At 71.2% G+C, this 19,462-nt stretch carries 12 protein-coding genes; 5 read left to right on the top strand and 7 right to left on the bottom strand.

Annotation, left to right across the window (positions count from 1 at the left end; translation table 11 throughout):
- The 5 genes from ON27_RS13865 to ON27_RS42860 all read right to left on the bottom strand — a co-directional run.
- Positions 1–484 (bottom strand): alpha/beta hydrolase (locus ON27_RS13865; RefSeq protein ID WP_043725779.1); only part of this gene is annotated, 484 nt, incomplete at its 3' end.
- The gene (locus ON27_RS13860) at positions 484–2,730 is read right to left on the bottom strand and encodes a thioester reductase domain-containing protein (RefSeq protein ID WP_051046534.1); all 2,247 of its coding nucleotides are present in this window, start codon (positions 2,728–2,730) and stop codon (positions 484–486) included. The genes ON27_RS13865 and ON27_RS13860, both read right to left, overlap by 1 nt.
- Before the next feature lie 23 nt (positions 2,731–2,753).
- Positions 2,754–12,758 (bottom strand): hybrid fatty acyl-AMP ligase/type I polyketide synthase, encoded by a 10,005-nt coding sequence (locus ON27_RS39870; RefSeq protein WP_051046533.1) that lies wholly within the window; start codon positions 12,756–12,758, stop codon positions 2,754–2,756.
- An 87-nt stretch (positions 12,759–12,845) separates the two neighbouring features.
- Positions 12,846–14,138 carry a glycosyltransferase gene (locus ON27_RS13850; RefSeq protein ID WP_043725777.1) on the bottom strand — a complete coding sequence of 431 codons (1,293 nt, stop codon included), beginning with the start codon at positions 14,136–14,138 and terminating at the stop codon, positions 12,846–12,848.
- A gap of 381 nt (positions 14,139–14,519) precedes the next feature.
- The gene (locus tag ON27_RS42860) at positions 14,520–14,816 is read right to left on the bottom strand and encodes a hypothetical protein (protein WP_157227179.1); all 297 of its coding nucleotides are present in this window, start codon (positions 14,814–14,816) and stop codon (positions 14,520–14,522) included.
- Between the two features lie 494 nt (positions 14,817–15,310).
- Here ON27_RS42860 and ON27_RS13840 point away from each other — a divergent pair, with 494 nt between their 5' ends.
- From ON27_RS13840 to ON27_RS13825, 4 genes are all read left to right on the top strand, one after another.
- Positions 15,311–15,646, top strand: coding sequence for a histone-like nucleoid-structuring protein Lsr2 (locus ON27_RS13840; protein ID WP_043725771.1), 336 nt, complete (start codon positions 15,311–15,313; stop codon positions 15,644–15,646).
- Between the two features lie 106 nt (positions 15,647–15,752).
- Positions 15,753–16,769 (top strand): iron-containing redox enzyme family protein, encoded by a 1,017-nt coding sequence (locus tag ON27_RS13835; protein ID WP_043725768.1) that lies wholly within the window; start codon positions 15,753–15,755, stop codon positions 16,767–16,769.
- Positions 16,770–16,800: 31 nt separating this feature from the next.
- A complete protein-coding gene (locus tag ON27_RS13830) occupies positions 16,801–17,454 on the top strand; it encodes a HemK2/MTQ2 family protein methyltransferase (protein WP_043725765.1) in 654 nt (217 codons plus the stop codon).
- Positions 17,432–17,641 (top strand): CDGSH iron-sulfur domain-containing protein, encoded by a 210-nt coding sequence (locus ON27_RS13825; RefSeq protein WP_043725763.1) that lies wholly within the window; start codon positions 17,432–17,434, stop codon positions 17,639–17,641. Before ON27_RS13830 ends, ON27_RS13825 begins: the two co-directional genes overlap by 23 nt.
- Positions 17,642–17,648: 7 nt before the next feature.
- On the opposite strand, the gene ON27_RS13820 is transcribed toward ON27_RS13825, so the two are convergent.
- Positions 17,649–18,137 carry a CinA family protein gene (locus ON27_RS13820; protein ID WP_043725760.1) on the bottom strand — a complete coding sequence of 163 codons (489 nt, stop codon included), beginning with the start codon at positions 18,135–18,137 and terminating at the stop codon, positions 17,649–17,651.
- A 136-nt stretch (positions 18,138–18,273) separates the two neighbouring features.
- Between ON27_RS13820 and ON27_RS13815 the strand changes: the two genes are divergently transcribed.
- Entirely contained in the window at positions 18,274–18,774 is a 501-nt protein-coding gene (locus ON27_RS13815; protein ID WP_043725758.1) for a hemerythrin domain-containing protein, read from the top strand.
- Positions 18,775–18,823: 49 nt separating this feature from the next.
- Here ON27_RS13815 and ON27_RS13810 read toward each other — a convergent pair whose 3' ends face one another.
- Positions 18,824–19,435 (bottom strand): flavodoxin family protein, encoded by a 612-nt coding sequence (locus tag ON27_RS13810; RefSeq protein ID WP_043725783.1) that lies wholly within the window; start codon positions 19,433–19,435, stop codon positions 18,824–18,826.
- Positions 19,436–19,462 lie beyond the last annotated feature (27 nt).

Genomic DNA, 19,462 nt, shown 5'->3' with positions numbered 1-19,462 from the left:
GCATCGCACCGCTCACCTTGGGCGTGAGGAACACGCCCTGGGCGACGACGCCGGCCAGTCCCGGTACCAGCCCCGCGGTCATGCTCATCGACAGCGCCAGGGCCCCGACGCAATGCGCGACCACGAACAACGGCCGGTCACCGATACGCTGCCGGATCTCGCCGACGGCCTCGGGCAGGTCGTAGAGCGCCACGTCGTCGAAGCTGAAACGCGGACCGGCGGCGTTGTAGGGCAGGCGGCAGCTGCCGCGCCAATCCAGCAGCCACGGTTGGTATCCGGCGTCGACCAGCGCATCGACGATCGTGCGGGTCTCGGGCAGCAGGAACATGTCCGAGGACACGCCGTGGCCGTGCACCAGCAGCACCGCGGGCCGGTCGGGGTCCTCGACGACGACGCGGCGCAGGCCCAACCGGGTGCCGTCGGTGGTCAGGAAAGGAATCTCCTCCACCGTCGGCGCGGCGCCCGGCCGGATGGGGGTGAGCATCAGCGGAACTCCTTCGCGTTTCGGCGCAGATCCAGCAGCTCGGTCCCCACGCGCAGCGCGGGTTCCAGCAGCCCTTTGCCGAGCTGGGACCCGAACCAGCTCAGCCACAACAGCTTGGCGGTCCGCCGCTGCCGCTCGGAAAGCCGCGGATCCACGTGGATGCCGTCGATCTGATCGCGCAGGTAGGTGTCCAGCGGGACCGCGACCTCGCCGGCGACGCTCGCGGGTTCGTTGTCGCGGCCGAGTTCGACGGTCAGCGTGCGCGCCTGCCGGATCACGGTGCGGCGCGCCTCGGCGTATTTGTACCCGGACAGCCACCACGTTCCGCCGTCGGCGTCGCGCAGCGTCAACCGGTAGTGCATGAGCGGATGTTGGAGCCCGTGCCGGATCGGGATGCCGTCGTGCGGTCGCACCGTCAGCGCGCCGGACACGGTGAGCGGTTCGTCGTGCAGCAGCGCGCACCGCAGTTCGCCGCTGACGTCGACGGTGCGCCCGGCGACCAGCTGGTGGGTGCTGCCGATGGACAGTCGAAGATGCAAGGCGCAGGACGTGTCGGCGGGTGCGCCGACGGGCCCGAGCGTCCCCGCCAAGGTTTCCGAGAACCACAGGTAAGGCGTGTCCTGCGACTGCGGCAGCCGTGCCATGCCGGTGTCGGCGAGCAGCTCCAGCGTCTTGCGTTGTGCCTGGGCACCGTAGCGGATGGGGGCGGGCAGATTGTGCGCGCGCAGGAAGGCGCGGGTGCGCTCGTCGGTGGCGGCGGGAACGGATGCCATGGTCTCCAGCGGGTGGCGCGCGACGGGGCTGCGCAGCACCTGCGCCAGCGATTCCAGCTCGGGGACCGGCTCGGTGCTGATCCGTTCCACCACCTCGTCGCACCAGGCGGCCCAGTGCTGTACCCGCATGTCCATGCCGATCGCGGCGGATTCGCCGAGCATCTGCTGGAGGGTGGTGGGCGTGCCGGTGAGGTGGTAGTTGTGGCCCCAGGCCGTCGGCGCGCAGACGATCGCCGCGGCGACCTTGCTCACCCAGTCGACCGGCGCGACGTGGAGATTGCGCAGCGCCGGGACGGTGCCGAACCGCGACAGCGCCGCGATGATGCCGCTGTTGAGGTCGCGCGGATTGTGCGCGCCGGTCTCGCGGTGGCCGCCGATGCCGCCGGGCCGCAGCACCGTGACGACCAGCCCATGTTCGCGAGCCCGCCGCATGACCGCCTCGGCCGCCCATTTCGTCCGGTCGTAGCCGATCACCAGCTTGCCGATGTTCGCCACCGGATCGTCTTCGCCCATCGCGGGGATGCCGAGTTCGTTGAACACCGCGATCGAGGAGACGTGGTGCAGCGGTTTGGGTCTCCCGGTCGCCGCCAGCCGCGCCAGCGTCAGCGGACCGAGCACGTTCGCGCGGCGCAGGGACCGGTAGCCGCGCAGGAAGTCCACCGCGGCGCCGACGTTGACGATGGCGTCGACCTCCTCGGCCAGCGCCGCCCAGCGTTCGTCGGACAGGCCGAGGTTCGGCTCCCGCAGGTCGCCGGTGAGCACCGTGACCCGCCTGCGCACCTCCGGAGACCACGGCAGCAGGAACCGCGTCAGCGCTGCCGCCAGCCGATCGAGCGCGTCCACGTCGTCCTGTGCGCGGACCAGGCAGACCACCTGCGCGTCGCTGCCGCGCAAAAGGTCCAGCAGCAGATGACTGCCCAGGAAACCGGTGGCGCCGGTGAGCAGGATGCACCGGGGGACGACCCGGTCCGGCGGGTCGACCAAGGGCAGCCGGTCGGCTCCGGCGACGTCGGACATCAGCTGCGCGAAGTCGTCGTCCACGGCAGCTGCCGCCACGACCGGCCGGTCGGTTTCGTTTGATTCGGCGCGCGCGCCCAACCAGCGTTGCGCCAGCCTGCGCGGGCGCGCGTCGGCGAAGACGTCGTCCAGATCCAGGTGCACATCCAGTTCCCCGGCCAGCGCCGCGACGAACTGGACCGCGGCGACGGATGTGCCGCCGCCGTCGAAGAAATCCGTTTCCGGCCCGATCGGCTCGGCGGTGAACCGGTTCGCCACCGCGGTCATCGCCGTCGTGAGCGACTCCGCGCTCCATTCGCCGGAGCGCGCGATCGCCGTCGTGGTGCGCACCGGACCGCCCGCGCGCGCCAGCAACGCGGACACGTCGAGACCGCCACCGCTTTCGATGGCCTCGGCCAGCGCGCGCCGATCGGCTCGCTCGGTGTGCGGCGGGTGCTCGCCGTTCGGACTGCGCACGCGTAACTCCTTGTCGCTGCTGTTCATCGCGCCCAGGACCGGAACGTCCGCAGGCGCTCCAGCGGCACGTCGACCTCGAGTCGCTCGTCATCGATGTCGCCGCCGCCGAGCGCGGCGGCCAACCGGCGGGCGGGCACGTTGCGGGCGGTGCGGTGCACGGTCATCCGCATCGTCGCGCAGCCCAGCGCCGCCGCGCGCTCGGCCAGCCAGCCGAGCAGGCGTTCCTCGACTCCGCGCCCGAGGGCACGGCAGCTGAGATGCCAGCCGAGCAACCGCAGCGCCGCGCCGTCGGCGCGCACCGCGAGCAGGGCGACCGTTCCGTAGTCGCCGAACCGATCCCGCGCCGAGGCGGTCCAGACCTCGCCCTTCTCCCGCCACCGGTCGACGTCTTCCTCGGTGACCGCGCTCAAGACGAATTGGCTGGTTCGCCGGACGAGCTGAGTCGCGCGAGGCATGGTCTGATCGGACAGCGGCTCGACGGTCACCGCCAGTTCCAAGCCGTCGAGGAACTGTGCGAAATCCAATTGCTCCCGGGCCAGGTCCCGTTCGCGTTCGCGCAGATAGAATTCCGCGCGCTCGGCGTCCTCCGCGGTCACGGCCACCGGCGTCACCGGCCACAGCCGCGTGAGGAACGCCTCCAGTTCCCCGGCCGGCGGACAGGTCACCGCGAGCACTTCCGGTGCACGCGACCGTACCTTGGCGATCTCGACCGGGTTGTCGTCGAGATACACCACCTCCTCCAGCGCGAATCCCACCGTTCGCGCGGCCTGCTCCAACCGCTCGGCCTTGCTGTCCCAGCCGGTGGAGACGACGGTGAAATCGGCGGCGCGCAGCGGGCTGTCCGGACGATCGAGGACGGCTCGGACAGATGCCGAGTCGTTGTTGCTGATCAGCACCAGCAGCGTGCCCGCGGCCCGCCATTGCCGCAACCGCCGCGCCAGCGCGAGCCGTGGCGCGTCGAAGGTGACCTCCGCCGGACCGATCTCCTCCACGACGCCGCTCCACAGCGTGTCGTCGCCGTCCACGGCGATGATCTTCGGCGCGGGCAGCAGGGCTACGCGGGCGACGGCGGCGAGCGTCAGCGCCACCGCGGCCTGGAACTCCTCGGTGAAGGGCAGGTGGGCCAGCGCGTCGGTCTGCTCGTCGAAGCGGTGGGCCACCCGGTGTTCCCGCGTCCAGTCGGGCTCGGTGAGGACCGCGACGCCGGGGATCTCCCGCAGCCGCCGCGCGGTCCGCTGCTCCCAGTCGCGCAACCGCGAATCGAGATCGGGTGCGGGCAGGAAGCCGACGATGATCGGCGCCCCGGCGCGCTCGGCCGCTTCCCGGACCGCCGCGGGGTACTGCTCGGCCAGTTCGGCGAGCGAGTCGTCGGTGAGCGCACCGAATCGCTCCAGGTCCGCCGCCCGCAGCAAGACGATGCCCAGGGCGGTGGACGGTTGCGCGAAGACCCCGGACGGGTCGCGCAACCCGGCCAGGACGTGGTGGTAGGGCGCTTCGAGCACGGTCGGCCCGTCCTCGCCGTGGGCGGGGGCCGACGCCGCGTGATACAGGTCCGGCAGCTTGCCCAGCGCGAACGTCGCGGCGAGCGCGACGCCCGCGGGTGCGGCCGGGCGCGGCGCGCCGGAACGCGGGCGCACCGGCAGCCCGGCGTGCTCGATCACCTCCCCGAGCAGCGCCAGGTAGTCGTGGCCGAGGCGGGTGCAGGCCGGATCATCGATGATGTCGGCGTTGTAGGTGAACCAGATCTGGCCCGCGTCGGCCAGCACGGCCACCATCAGGTCGAGATCGGAGTACCCGGTCCCCACCGGAACCAGATCCGTCGGCCGGACGGCGGAATTGGCCCGCAGATAGTTGAAGTACACCTCCACCAGCGGCGCGTTGTCCCGGTACAGGCCTTCGGCGGCGAGCGCGCCGAGAGCGTCGGAGAAGCCCGCGCCCGGCACGAGCAGGCGCCGCAGCCGGTCGCCGGTGCGGCGCAGCAGGTCATCGATCGACTCGCCCGGCTCGACGGTCGCCGGATAGGGCACCGGCACACCGAAATAGCCCACGCCGGTGAGCGCGTCGGCGTGGATGCGGGTGTCCACCGGGACGGCGAGCGCGAAACGGTCGTTGTCCTGGCGCCTGGCCAGCAGCACCGTCAGCGTGCCGAGGAACAACGCCGCAGGCGTGATGCCCAGCTCCCGCGCGCGCCGCGCCACGCCCTCCTGCAGCTCGGCGGGCAGTTCCAGCAGCACTTCGCCCGCACGGTGACTGCGCTGTGCCGGGCGCGGCCGGGCGAGGGTGAGTTCGAGGCGGCGGCAACCGGCGAACTCCCCGCGCCATGCGGCGTCGGGCTCGGCCGGTGGCGCCTGTGCCGCGAGCAGATCGTGTATGTCCTTGTTGGACAGCGTGTCCGGGAAGCTCGCGCCGGACAGCTCGGCGTCGATCTCCCCGGCGACCAGCAACATCGACTGGACATCGCACATGCCGTGGTGCGCGCCGAAGATCAGCGTCTGCTCGCCGGAACCGGATGCCAGCAGCTCGAACCGCCACAGTGGCCCCTGCGCCAGGTCGAACGGTTCGCGCATCAGCTCGCGGAACCGTGCCCGCGCGACGGCGTGGTCGAGCTGGTCGACGTCGGTCCACCGCAGCAGCGGCCCGCCCGGCGCGGACCGCACCTGCAGCTGGGTGCCGTGCTCGTCGCTCGGCACGATCACCGTGCGCAGCGCCGCGTGGCGTCGGGCGAGGCGGGTCAGCATCGCTTCCAGCTCGGCGCGTTCGACCGCCGTGCGCAGCCGCATGGCCAGCCCGCCGGTCTGGGCGACGCTCGGAATCCCTTGCCGTTGCGTCCGCAGCAGCCGCGCGAGGTCCCGGGTGACGGGCAGCGTGACGACATCGGGAACGTCCTGCTCGCCCGGGGCCGAGCCGGGCGCGCCGCGATCCGCACGCGCCGCCTCCTCGACGAGGTAGCCGGCCAGCGCGGCGGGACTCTGGTGGGTGAAGATCTCGCTGAGCGGCACCAGGATGCCGGTATCGTCGCGCAACCGATTGCGCAGTTCCACCGCCATCAGCGAGTCCATGCCCAGGCTCTGGAACGACCGGTCCGGTGCGATGGCGTCCGCGCCGGTGTGCCCGAGCACGGCGGCGGCCCCGCGCGCGACCACGTCCACCGCGACCGCGGCCGCCTCCCCGGGCGGCAGGCCGCGCAGCCGCTCGGCGAACCGCGACCGCACCGAGGGGTCGGTGGCATCGCGGTGGACCGCCGCGCGGCGCGTGGAGGGACGGATCAGTCCGCGCAGCATCGGCGCGACGGCGGGGGCGCGGCGCATCGCGTCGGCATCGATCCGCAGCAGCGCCAGCACCGGTTCGCTCCGCCGCAGCGCCGCGTCGAACGCCGCCAGACCGTCTTGCGCGGCGAACGGGCGCACACCGGTGCGTTCCATGCGACGGATGTCCGCGGCCGCCATCACCTCGTGCATGTCCAGGCTCCACGGACCCCAGGCCAGCGACTGCGCGGTGCGCCCCTGTGCGGCCCGGTGGATGGCGAGAGCATCGAGGTAGGCGTTGGCGGCGGCGTAGTTCGCCTGACCGGGATTGCCGAGCACGCCCGCGACCGAGGAGAACAGGACGAAACACGACAGGTCCAGGTCCGAGGTCAGCTCGTGCAGGTGGTACGCCGCGTCGACCTTCGGTCGCAGCACCGCTTCCAGCCGGTCCGCAGTCAGCGATCCCAGCGTGGCGTCGTCGAGCACCATGGCCGCGTGGACGACGCCGCTGAGCGTGCGTCCGCGCAGCAACTCGGCCAACGCGGCTCGGTCGGAAACGTCGCAGCGAGCGAAGACCACCTCCGCGCCGAGGCCGGTGAGTTCGGCGCGCAGGGCTTCCGCACCGGGGCCGTCGGAGCCCCGGCGGCTGGCGAGCAGCAGTTTGCCGACCCCGTGGGCGCGCACCAGATGCCCGGCCAGCAGCGAGCCGAGCCGTCCCGGCGCTCCGGTCACGAGCACGAAGCCGTCCCCGAATGCGGGCCGGGCCGCCGCTGCCGTGGTCGCGGGCGGCCGCACGAGCCGCGGTGTGAACAGGGCGCCTTCGCGCACCAGCACTTGCGCCGCGCCGGAAGCGAGGACCGCCGCGATGTCGATCTCGGCGTCGGCGCTGTCGACCAGCACCACGCGCTCCGGGTTCTCCGACTGCGCGGTGCGGGTCAATCCCCAGACCGCGGCTGCGGCGGTGTTCGGGGCATCCTCGCCGGGCAGCGCCATCGCCCGCCGGGTGCGCACCACGATCGTGGCCGCGCTCAGTCGCGGGTCCTCCAGTGCCGCCTGCAAGGCCTCGAGCGTCTGCCGCAGCACGGCGTGCACCGCGTCGATCGAATCACCCTCGGCCACCTCGACGATCACCGCCTCCGGCGCCGCGTCGCGCGGGCCGAGCCGGGACCACGGCACCGCGACGACCGGCCGGACGCTCGCGGGAGCGGGGAGGGGGCTCCACTCCGGCCGGAACAAGGCGCGGTGCGCGGCGGACATCGCTTCGTCGAGTGCCTGTGCCGTGGGCGCGGGCCGCAGGACCAGTGCTGCCACCGACACGACCGGCTGCCCGGTGTGATCGCCGGCCACGACGCGGACCCCGTCCTCGCCCTGGGTGATCCGGACCCGCAACGCCGTCGCGCCGGAGGCGTGCAGGCGCACGCCGGTCCAGGCGAAAGGCATCAGCGCCGAACCGTTCTCGTCCGCGCCGAGCAGCAGCGCTGCGTGCAGTGCCGAGTCGAACAGCGCGGGATGGAGTTCGAACCGCGCGGCATCACCGTGCGCCTGCTCCGGCAGCGCCACCTCGGCGAAGACTTCCCCGCCGCGCCGCCACGCCGCCCGCACCGACCGGAACAGCGGACCGTACCGGTGCCCGCGATCGGACAACCGCGCGTACATGTCCTCGACGTCGACCGTCGTCGCGTCCGCCGGAGGCCACTGCGTGGTGTCGACGGCGTCGTCCTCGGTTGCGTCGGCCGCCGCCAGCACGCCACGGGCATGGGATGTCCACGCGGTGCCGAGATCGCGCTCCAGGCGGGAATGGATCGAGACGGGCCTGCCGCCGGTGGCGTCGGCCTCGCCCACGACCACCTGGATCTGCGCCGCGGCGTCCTCCGGGAGGATCAGCGGAGCGTGCAGCACGAGTTCCCGCACGGTTCCGGCGCCCACCTCGTCACCGGCCCGGATCGCGAGTTCCACCAGGCCGGTGCCGGGCACGACGACCACGCCGGGCGCGGCGTGCTCGGCCAGCCACGGGTGGGTCCGCAGCGAGATGCGGCCGGTCAGCGTTACGCCGCCGGAATCCGGTTGTGGCACCACGGCGCCGACGAACGGATGGTCGGCGGCCTGCAACCCGAGCGCGGAGGCGTCCTCGGACACCGATTCGGTCCAGAACCGCCGCCGGTCGAAGGCGTAGGTCGGCAGATCGACACTGCCCTGCGGGGGCGTCAGCCGCGACCAGTCGAGGTCTCGGCCCGCCACCCACAGCGCGGCCTGAGCACGCGCCAGGCTGCGCGGCCCGTCCTGGTCGCGCACCAGCGACCCGACCGCGACGATCTCGCGGCCGGTCTGCTCCGCGACCGCCCGCACCGCCGTGGTCAGCAGCGGATGCACCCCGAGTTCCACGAAATACCGGAACCCGTCGCCGATCATGCGCTCGATCGTGCTCGCGAATCGCACCGGCTCGCGTGCGTTGCGATACCAGTAGTCCGCATCGGCGGCGTCGTCGCCCATCTGTTCGCCCAGCACGGTCGAGTACCACGAGACGGTGGGTGCGACGGCGGACAGTCCGGCCAGTTCGTCCAGCAGACGTTCCCGGATCGGTTCCAGCAGCGCGGAATGGCCCGCCAGCGCCGGTCCCGCGGCCAGCACCCGCACCTCGACCCGCTCGGCTTCCAGCTCGCGCACCAGCGCCTCGACCGCCTCGCGCGCCCCCGCCACGATCGTCGAGCGAGGGATGTTGATCGCCGCGATCGACACCGCTCCCGCCTGCGCCGCCAAGCGCTGTTCGAGCCGCTGCGCGGGCAGGCCGACCATCGCCATCGCGCCCTCCTCGGCGATGCCGGCCATCAGGCGGCTGCGGGCCACGACCACCTCGGCGGCCTCGTCGAGGCTCAGCGCACCCGAAACGTAGGCCGCGGCGATCTCGCCTTGGCTGTGCCCGATCACGGCGTCCGGTGTGACACCCGCGTCCCGCCAGACCGCCGCGAGCGCGGCCATCGTGGCGAACAGCAGCGGTTGCACGACGGTGAAATCGCCGAGCTGCGCCGCGGTGAGTCCGAACAGGGCGGTGGCCAGCGACCATCCGGTGCGGTGGCGGAACGCTTCGTCGCATCGGGCGAATTCGGCGCGGAACACCTCCGAGCGGGCCAGCATGTCGCGGGCCATTCCGGCCCACTGCACGCCCTGCCCCGGGAAGACGAACGCCGTCTTGCCCGCGGTGAGCGCCGCGTCCGCGGCGACCACCACATCGGGCGCTGCCTGTGCACCGGCGAGATCGCCGAGCCCCGACAGCATCTCGGCACGGTCGGCGGCCACGACGACGGCCCTCCATTCGAACGGTGTGCGCTGCAACGCGAGCGAGCGCGACACGGGGGCGGGCGCCAGTGTGTCGTCGCCGGTGACGTGCTCGAGCAAGCGGCGCGCCTGCCTGAGCAGCGACGTCCGGCTGCGGGCCGAGATCGGCAACAGCGCCGGTCGGGTGTCCCGCGGCAGCTCGTCGTCGAAGGTGTCGGCCGGATCCTCGGGCGCGGGAGGCTCCTCGAGGATCAGGTGGGCGTTGGTGCCGCTGAGCCCGAACGCGCTGACCGCGGCGCGGCGCGGACGGGCGCCGCGGGGCCAGGGCGCCGGATCGGTGCGCACGACCAACCCGCTCTCCGCCCAGTCCAGCTGCGGTGTCGGCGGCCCGTCGTACGCCATTCCCGGTATCCGCTCGTGCCGCAAGCCGAGGATCAGTTTGATCACGCCGCCGATGCCGGCCGCCGCCTGGGTGTGCCCCAGATTGGATTTCAGCGAGCCCACACCGAGCGGGCGATCCGGCTCCCGGCCTCCGCCGTAGACCCGCGCCAGGGCGCGTGCCTCGATGGGATCGCCCAGAGCGGTGCCGGTGCCGTGCGCTTCCACGTAGTCCACGTCCTCGGGCGCCACGCCCGCGGCATGCAACGCCGCCCGGATGACCTGCTCCTGCGCGGCTCCGCTGGGTGCGCTGATGCCTTGGCTGCGCCCGTCCTGGTTTATCGCGGAGCCGCGGATCACCGCGAGCACCCGGTCGCCGTCGCGCCGGGCGTCCTCGAGCCGCTTCAGCAGCACCAGACCGGCGCCTTCGGCCCACACCGTGCCGTCCGCGCCCGCCGAGAACGGCGCACAGCGTCCCGACGGCGACAGCACACCGAGTTTGCACAGCTCCACGTGTGCGGTCGGCCCCATCAGCAGGGTCGCGCCGCCGGCCAGCGCCAGGTCGCATTCGCCCGCGCGCAACGCCTGCGCGGCCAGGTGCATCGCGACGATCGCCGACGAGCACGCCGTGTCGAGCGTGACGGCGGGCCCGTTCAGGCCGAGGGTGTACGCGACCCGGCCGGAGGCCACGGCGGGGGACAGGCCGGTGCCGACCTGCCCGTTCAATTGGTGCGGCGCCGGGGCGGCGAGATAGCCGGTGCTGTACACCCCGAAATAGACCCCGGTCATGCTGCCCTGCAACTGCTTAGGGTCGCGGCCGGACCGTTCGATCGCCTCCCAGCTCAGTTCCAGCATGAGCCGTTGCTGCGGGTCCATCACCGCCGCCTCGCGCGGCCCGATGCCGAAGAACGCGGCGTCGAACTCGTCCACCTGGGTGAGATATCCGCCGCGGAAGGTGTACGCCTTGCCCTCGGCGGCCGGGTCCGGGTCGTAGAGTCCGTCGGTGCTCCAGCGGCCCGGTGGCACGTCCGACAGCCCGTCGCGTCCGTCGTCGAGCATGCGCCACAGCGCTTCCGGATCGTCGGCGCCGCCCGGGAAGCGGCAGGCCATCGAGACGATCGCGATGGCGTCGTCGCCCGCGCCTTCCTGGCGCCGGACCGGCGCGGCATCGGCTTCGGTACGGTGCAGCGCGCCGACCACCTGCGCGATGGTGGGGTGCTCGAAGAACAGATTCGTGTCCAGTGGATGCCCGACGCGGTCGGACAACTCGACCACGAGTTCGACCAGGTCGGCGGAGCCGAGGCCGAATTCGACCAGCGGCCGGTGCACGTCGATCCGCGCGGGATCCAGATACGCCAACCGGGCGATGATCTCCACCAGCCAGGTCTGCATCTCGTCGGCGGTCATCCCCGCCGACGGGGCGGTGACCGACACGTCGTCGAACTCGCCGCGCACGGGCACGAGCGGGGCGAACTCGTCGTCGAGATACGCCGCGCGGCAGGCCTGCCGCTGCACCTTGCCGCTACTGGTCTTCAGCAGCGCGCCGGGACGGATCAGGACCACCGACCGCAGCGTGAGCCCGTGTTCGGCACCGATCGCCGCCCGGATGGCGTCCTCGGCCTCGGCGAGTTCGGCCGGGTCCTCGGTGCGCGTCTCCGCGACCACGACAGGCAGTTCCCCGTCGATGCCCTCGTCCACGGAGAAGGCCGCCACACACCCGGGCCGCACGGCGTCGTGCGCGGTCTCGACGGTCAGCTCCAAGTCCTGCGGGTAATGGTTCTTGCCGTCGATGATCAGCAGGTCTTTGCGCCGACCGGTGACGAACAGTTCACCGCCGGAGAGGAATCCGAGATCGCCGGTGCGCAGGAAGACCCGGTCGTCGTCGCCGAGCCGGGCGTGGAAGGTCTCGGCGGTGGCTTGCTCGTTGCCGTAATAGCCGGCGGCGACACTGCTGCCCGACACCCAGATCTCGCCCTCGACGCCTTCGGCACACTCCGCGCGTCGCTCCGGATCCACCACGGCGATCGACAGCCCCTCGGCGGGGCGTCCCACGCCGACCAGCTCCGACCGGCCGTGCGGCAGGATCACCGTGGGCCGGGCGGCGATGTCGGCGGCGCTGACGATGAGCGTCGCCTCGGCCAAGCCGTAGACCGGCTGGAACGACTCCGCCCGGAACCCCGCGCTCGCGAAGGTGTCGGCGAAGCGGCGCACCGTGGCCGGACGCACCGTCTCCGCGCCGTTGAACGCGACTTTCCAGCCGCGCAGATCGAGCGGCTCGATCTGCGCGGGCGTCATCCGGCGCAGGCACAGCTCGTAGCCGAAATTGGGGCCGCCGCTGGTATGCGCGCCGAACGCGGACACCGCCTGCGGCCAGCGCTCGGGACGCTGCAGGAAATGCTGAGGCGACAGCAACACCGCGTTCGCGCCGACGAACATCGTCTGCAACACCGGCGCGATGAGCCCCATGTCGTGATACATCGGCAGCCAGCTGACGAACAGCGCGCCGGTGAGCGAATCCAGCAGCTCCGGCGTGTGGCCCAGGGCCGAGGCGATGGCCCGCTCGTTGTGCAGCAGGTTCGCATGGGTGACCACGACGCCGCGCGGCGCGCTGGTCGAGCCCGAGGTGTATTGGAGGAAGGCCACCGAATCGGGGCCGATGGCGGGCCTGCGCCACGACGCGGCCGCCTCGTCGGGGATCTCGTCGGTCGCCAACCAGCTCAGCGCGGCCAGTTCCGGCAGTTGCTCGAGTGCCGCGCTCGCCTCGGCGCGGACCTGCCCGGTGGTCAGCACCGCGTCGACACCGGCGTCGGTGACCATGTGCCGCAGCCGCCGCAGCGACCGGGCGTCCAGCTGCGGCAGCGGTGCGGGCACGGCGACGACATCGGCGGCCAGACAGCCGAAGAACCCTGCGATGAAATCCAATCCGGACGGATACAGCAGCAGAGCGCGGCGCACGCCGCCGTCCTGCAACGCGGCGCCGATCGCCCGCGCGCGCTGCGACACGGCGGCGTAGGTGATCTCGTCGACGGGGCCGTCCGCGTCACCGGTCCGCAGGAATCGGTAAGCGGTCCCCGCGTCCGGCGTCTCGCCACGGGTGAGCAGCACATCGACGAAGGAACGGTAATCGGTCATGCGGTACAACCTTCGGAACTCGACTGTCACGGGGGTCGTGCGCTCAGCGGAAGACGCCGCGACAGCGCGCGGACGCCGACCGGCATCTCATGGTCGGGTGGTCGCGGCGGCGAGTTTCTCGACGGCGTCGACGGCGGCGAGCACGCCGTTCTCCGCCGCGACCGTGCGGCCGATCTCCTCGGCTCGCTGCCGCGCCTGCGGTGTGAGCGCCCGAGCAAGCGCCTGATGCAGCCGATCGGGAGTGATCCGGCGATACGGGAAGGTGGCTCCGATACCGAGCGCTGCGATGCGCCAGCCGTAGAAGAACTGGTCGCTGTGCACCGGGATCACCACGGCGGGAATCCCCGCGCGCACCACGTCGTGTGTGTTCCCGCTGCCGCCGTGGTGCACCACCGCGCGGCAGCGCGGCAGCACGCGGTCGTAGTCGAACGAATCGATGACCAGCAGCGCGCGGTCGGCGCTGAATCCCTTCGGGAAGCCGTCGCCTTTCACCGTGACGAGGGCCCGCGCGCCCAGCCGCGCGCAGACCGTGGCGATCATCTCGCGGCATTCCACCGGATCGACGACGGGCATTCCGGTCATGCAGAAGTAGATCGGTGGTTCGCCTTCGTCGAGCCAGGCGTCGAGTTCCGGGTCGATGACCGCCTCGCCCCAGGCGTCCCGCAGCCGCTGCGGCAGGATGGGGGCGCCGACGACGGTCGCGCGTTCGGGCCAATCGCGCGGCTTCGGCAACAGCACCGGGCTCACCATGTGAACCAGGGGGATTCCCTCGTCCCGGAGCCGCCGGAAAGGATTGCGCGGCTTGCCCGCCAGCCCCATCTGCCGGCGCAATTGGCGATCGACCTTGCGATACAGGAACGTATAGGACAATTCGAACAAGCTATAAGTCGCGCGGGAGAGAATTCGGGACGACGTCATGTTCTTCGCCATGAACGACGACGGGAACTCGTCGGTGCGCTCCAGCGGGTAGGGCAGGCAGCCGATCACCGGCGTACCGGTCTTCTCCCGGAACTCCATCGCCCACGGCAGCGTCGACGCGCAGGCGACCACGACATCCGCGCCCGCGCAGGCTTTCGCGAGCACCTCGTGCATCGCCGTCCCGCGACCACCCTCGATGATCTTCACCGTGTCGAGCATGATCCGAATGAACGGCAGCGTTCTGCCGGAGGCCAGCGCCTGCCTGGCCGCGGGCGTCTCGAGCAATTCCGCGGCGTCGAAGGGAATCACGTGGGGTTCGAAGTCCGCATTGCGCACGATGTGCGCCTGATTGCGGGTGGCGGTGATTTCCACCTCGTGCCCGCGGGCGCGGAACTCGTCCGCCAACGCGAGATACGGTTGATGATCGCCCCTGGTACCTGCGGGCAACAAGGCCACACGCATACTATCGACTTCCGCTCGTGCACTGGGCTCGTCTGGCCGAATTCCGCGAATCGGCCGACATCTGAATCGTTGCCGGGGTCCGCGTCGCGCGGATGCCCCACTCGCTCGACAGAGTTCGGAACGGTACTCGGCCCCCCGCCGTTCTCAACGGGCCGACTGCCTGTCTGCAGAATCGGAGATGGTGTCCCTTCTTTCCAACGGTGAGCCGACCGAATGCGCCCTTCCCGGCATGGCCGACTCCGGCGAAACCGGCGCACGCCAGTATTCCGGCTGGACCGAGCGTCGTCCAGACTAAAACGGCGCTCGCGCCGTCGTCTTCTCAGCTGTGGGAGGTGGCGTCCTCTCCGGTGCGACGCGCGGAATGCGTCGGCGCGCTTGCGGTTACGCCATCGTGGTCGTGTCGGCGGGACCGGCCCCCAGCCGAGAGGCGGGGCCGATGCCCGAGCTGCGGGGACCGGCCCGAGCAGTTCGCCGGAGGCTGTCGGAGGAGGTCGCCGCCGAGCCGGAGGTCCGGTCCGCCGCGACGCGCGCGAGGCACTGCGCGCGCGATCCCTCGGCCGCGAACGGATCGATGACCGCGCCCGCGCCGCTGCGGAAAGCGCCGACCGTGTGGCTCGCCCACGGGGTGGTGTGCGGAGCGGTTGTCGCGGTGCGCCGCCGAATTCTCAGGATTGTCATATTGACCGGCGAACCGAGCGTCAGGTATATCGACGGCGAGCCCGACCCCGGTGAAAAGGAAACGCCGGGCGCGGGAATGGCGTCGATTCGTTGCCGGCGAAGGCCGCACCGGAGCCGGTGATCGGACAGAGTGCGCCGCGAACCGTCCGCCGCGGCGGGAATTCGGACCAATGACGTCGCCGCACCGATGGCGCGGCGAAATGGCGTCGGCGACAACAGCGAATCGAGGTCCGGGTTCCTCTCCGGTGCGTCGAGTCGTGGGGCGCCGCCGCCGCGGTACCGGCGCGGCGTCACGCGACGTGCGGTTTGCTGGTTCGCGGGGTGCGCGTGCAATATGTGTGAGGCTCCACGGTCACCGGCGGTGTGCCGTTCGCCGCACGCTGTACGCCGCGGCAGGGGACCCCGCTGTTCGCGGGGTGGAACTGATCTGTTATCTACTGGCTGGATTGTTTTTTCGACTGCACGCGCTCGGTAACCGCGAAGGGATTATCTCTATGGCACGCAAGGTCGTCGTGACTCTGGTCGATGACTACGACGGCAAGTCTCAGGCCGAGGAAACCGTATCTTTCGCCGTGGACGGCGTGGCCTACGAGATGGACTTGTCGGCGGACAATGCCGGTCAGTTGCGCGGATTCTTCGACCAGTGGGTTCCGTACGCCCGCAAAGTCGGTCGTACCCGGCGCGGGCGCGGCGGTGTCCTGCGTTCGGCGAACGATCGCGAGCAGGCCACGGTCATCCGGGAATGGGCGCGCAAAAACGGCATCGACGTCTCGGCGCGCGGCCGGATCTCGGCCGAGGTCGTCGAGGCGTACAAGAAGGCGAACGGTTAATTCCGGGCGAACCTCCCCGGCTGCCCCGGCGGCGGCGCGGGAGGTTCGTCCCATTCTTTCCGCGCCGAGCCGCGATAACGGCGGCGGACCGGGGTAAGCGACCCCTATGACGGTCATGACAGACGCCCAGACGATCGAACTGCCCCAGCCCCGCGGCGAGCTGTCCGAGGCGATCGTGGAGTTGCTGCGCGGCGAACCGGGTGGTTCGGTACCGCGGCCGGGTCCGCTCGACCCCTACGGCGAGGATCTGCACTTGGCCCTGCACACCTGCTACGAGCTGCACTATCACGGCTTCGCGGCGGTGGACGAGGGATGGGAATGGGACCCGGGCCTGCTCGGGCTGCGCGCGGCGCTGGAGCAGCGGTTCCTGGCGGCGCTGCGCGAGGACGTGGCGGGCGGCGCGGATCTGGACGCCGAACTCGACCAGTTACTGGTCACCCCCGCCGACCCGGCCGGACCCAGCCGGTTCCTGCGCGACGAGGGCGAGTGGTGGCAGATGCGCGAATACTTCGTGCATCGTTCGATCTACCACCACAAAGAGGCCGACCCCTACGCCTGGGTGATTCCGCGATTGCGCGGTCAGGCCAAGGCTTCGCTGGTGGCGGTGGAGTTCGACGAGTTCGGCGGCGGACGCGGCGAACGCGTGCACGCGCAGCTGTACGCCGATCTGCTGGCCGGCGCAGGGCTGGATCCGGCGTACCTGCACTATCTGGACGTGGTGCCCGCGCCGATGCTGGCGCTGGTGAACATGATGTCGCTGTTCGGTCTGCACCGGTCGTGGCGCGGGGCGCTGGTGGGCCATTTCGCCACGGTGGAGATCACCTCGCCGCCCGGTGCGCAGCGCATGGTGGAGGCGTTGCGGCGTTTGGACGCCGATCCGGCGTGCGTGCTGTTCTATCGCGAGCACGTCGAAGCCGATGCCGTGCACGAGCAGATCATGCGTACGGGCGTGATCGGCGACCTGCTGCGGCGCGAACCCGGGCTGACCGAATCGGTGGTCTTCGGCATCCAGGTGACGAACGTGCTCGAGGACCGATTCGCTGATCATGTGCTGGCATCCTGGCGCGCGGATCGCAGCTCGTTGCGGCAATCGGGCGGCGAACCGGTCGGCAGGGGCGATTAGGCCGCGTCCAGCGGGCTATTCGCGACAAGTGATGTTGATTCGACCCCCCGGCGTCTATCCGCCGCAGCTGGACACCTGGTTGCTCGTGCGCGCTCTTTCCGAGGCGGGCGTCCCGCGCGGCGGCCACGCGCTGGACGTGTGCACGGGCACCGGCGCCTTGGCCGTGGCCGCCGCGCGCACGGGAGCGGCGCGGGTGACCGCGGTGGACGTGTCCCGATCCGCGGTGGTGTCCGCCTGGTTGAACTGCCGATTGCGCGGCATCGGCGCCGAGGTGCTGCGCGGGGATTTCGGCGCGGTGCTCGGCGGGCGCGAGTTCGACCTGGTGCTGGCCAACCCCCCCTATGTCCCCGCTCCCGAGGGCACCGACACCCGTGGCATCGCCCGGGCCTGGGACGCCGGTACCAGCGGCAGGGCGATACTCGACCAGTTGTGCGCGGCGCTGCCCACCCTGCTGAAACCGCGGGGGGTCGCGTTGATCGTGCATTCGACGCTGGCCGATCCCGATGCGACGCTGGACCAATTGCGCGATCGAGGCTTGAAGGCCGCCATCGTCGCACGGGCGACCGTGCCGTTCGGGCCGGTGCTGCGCCGCCGCGCGCAGTGGATGGAGTCGGCCGGGCTCATCCAGCCCGGCCAGCGAATGGAAGATCTGGTGGTGATCCGTGCCGACCACATCCGGCAATGAGCAGCGGCGCCGCGTGACGCTCACCGCCGACGGCCCCGCCTTGATCGAGGGCCCGGTGGAGGTGGTGACCGCGGACGGCCGGACGATCCGCTGCGACCGGTTCATGGTGGCGTTGTGCCTGTGCCGGCGCTCGAAGAACTACCCGTTCTGCGACACCAGCCACCGCAAGCACCGCCGTTCGGCGTGAACGCCGCTCACGCGGGCCAACGATCCGAGCGCAGCGCGCGGACGGTGTCCAGCAGCGACTCGGCCGCGCAGGCGACGGTCTGGGCGACCACGTCGGCGGGATCGCCGTCGAACTGACGATGCCAGGCGCGGACCTCGTGGTCGGTGGCGATGGCGAACCAGACCGAGCCCGGCGGTTGACCGTCCTGCGGATCGGGGCCGCCGGCACCGGTGACCGCGACGGAGACAACAGCTTTCAGCAGGTCGCGGACGCCGGTGGCCATCGCTTCGGCCGCCGGCCGCGACACCACCGGCACGTCGGGCACCCCGAGTACGGTGCGTTTGACCTCGGAGCTGTAGGCCACCAGGCCGCCGCGGAACCATTCGGACGAGTCCGGCGCCGCGCCGAGCGTGGCCGACAGCCGGCCGGAGGTCAGCGATTCGGCGACCGCCACGGTGATCTCCGACCGTCGCGCCAATTCTGCCAGTTCGTGTGCGTACTCATCCGCGTGTGGCATCTGCGTCCTTCCTGTGCTGTCCGGGGCCCACCCTACGGCCCGGTGCGGGCCCGGCCGCACGGCAGGCGCGGGGTTTCGGCGGCGAAGCGCCGGGAATGTCGGCAAAAGACCGGCATCCGAAGCAAGGGAGATAGCGATGACGACCGATGCGATCGTGCTGCTGCGCGAGGATCACAAGGTGATACGGAAGCTGTTCCGCGAGTTCGAGAAGGCGGATGAGAACGCCGTCGAGACCAAGGGGAAAGTGGTGAACAAGATCATCGAGGCGCTCACCGTGCACACCTACCTGGAGAACGAGTGCATGTACCCCGAGGTGCGCAAACTCGTTCCCGAACTCGAGGACGACATCCTGGAGTCCTACGAGGAGCATCATGTCGCCGATGTGCTGGTCACCGAGCTGGCGACGATGAAGCCCGACGACGAGCACTTCACCGCCAAGACCACCGTGCTGATCGAGAGCGTCGACCACCACATCGATGAGGAAGAAAGCGACTGGTTCCCGAAAGTGCGAGAGCGACTGGGCCGCAAACAACTTCAGGACATCGGGGCGCGGCTGCAAGAACTCAGGAAGAAGGCGCCGACCTCGCCCGCCCAGCCCTCGGCGCTGAAGAAGACGGTCGACGCGGTGCTGGCCTGATCGGCGCGCCCTCCCGCCGGTCACCGGCGGGAGGGCGCGGTCGCGGGACTCACCCGGCCGGCGGATACTGCTGGGCGCCCAGCACCCTCGCCACGTGGGCGGCGTTCCTGGCCAGCGCCGCGGTGGCCGAGGCCACCGCTTTGGGCACCGAGTCGAGGTCCTGATAGTCGGTACCGCCCATGGCCTGGTCGTTCCAGTACGTGCACCCTTGCGCGGGAATGGTGAAGCCGATGTCGTTGAGCCCCTGATACAGGTCGGCGACGATCTTGTGGGCGCCGTCCTCGTTGCCGACCACCGCGACCGTGGCCACCTTGCCGACCATCGCGGGCCTGCCCTCGTCGTCGGTTTCGGACAGTTCGGCGTCCAGCCGTTCCAGCACCCGTTGCGCCACCGAGGACATGTGCCCGACCCAGGTGGGCGTGGAGACCAGAAGGATGTCGGCCGCCGCGATCCGCTCACGAATCGACGGCCACTGGTCGCCGAGGCCCTCGTCGGCGGTGACCCCGGGCAGCACGTCGTAGTCGACCACGCGCAGCACCGTGCCTCGCACGCCGTGCCGGTCGAGCTCGTCGAGCACCTGGCGGGCGATGAGGTCGCTGCTGGATTCGGCGGGTGACTTCTTCAGCGTGCATACGAGGGCGAGGGCGGTCGGTGCGGCCATATCGGACAACTCCTTGTTCACAGCGTG

Source organism: Nocardia asiatica NBRC 100129 (genome assembly GCF_000308415.1).
Taxonomy (GTDB): Bacteria; Actinomycetota; Actinomycetes; order Mycobacteriales; family Mycobacteriaceae; genus Nocardia; species Nocardia asiatica.
Note: the sequence above shows the minus strand (reverse complement) of the source record. Positions and strands in the feature narration are given on the sequence as shown.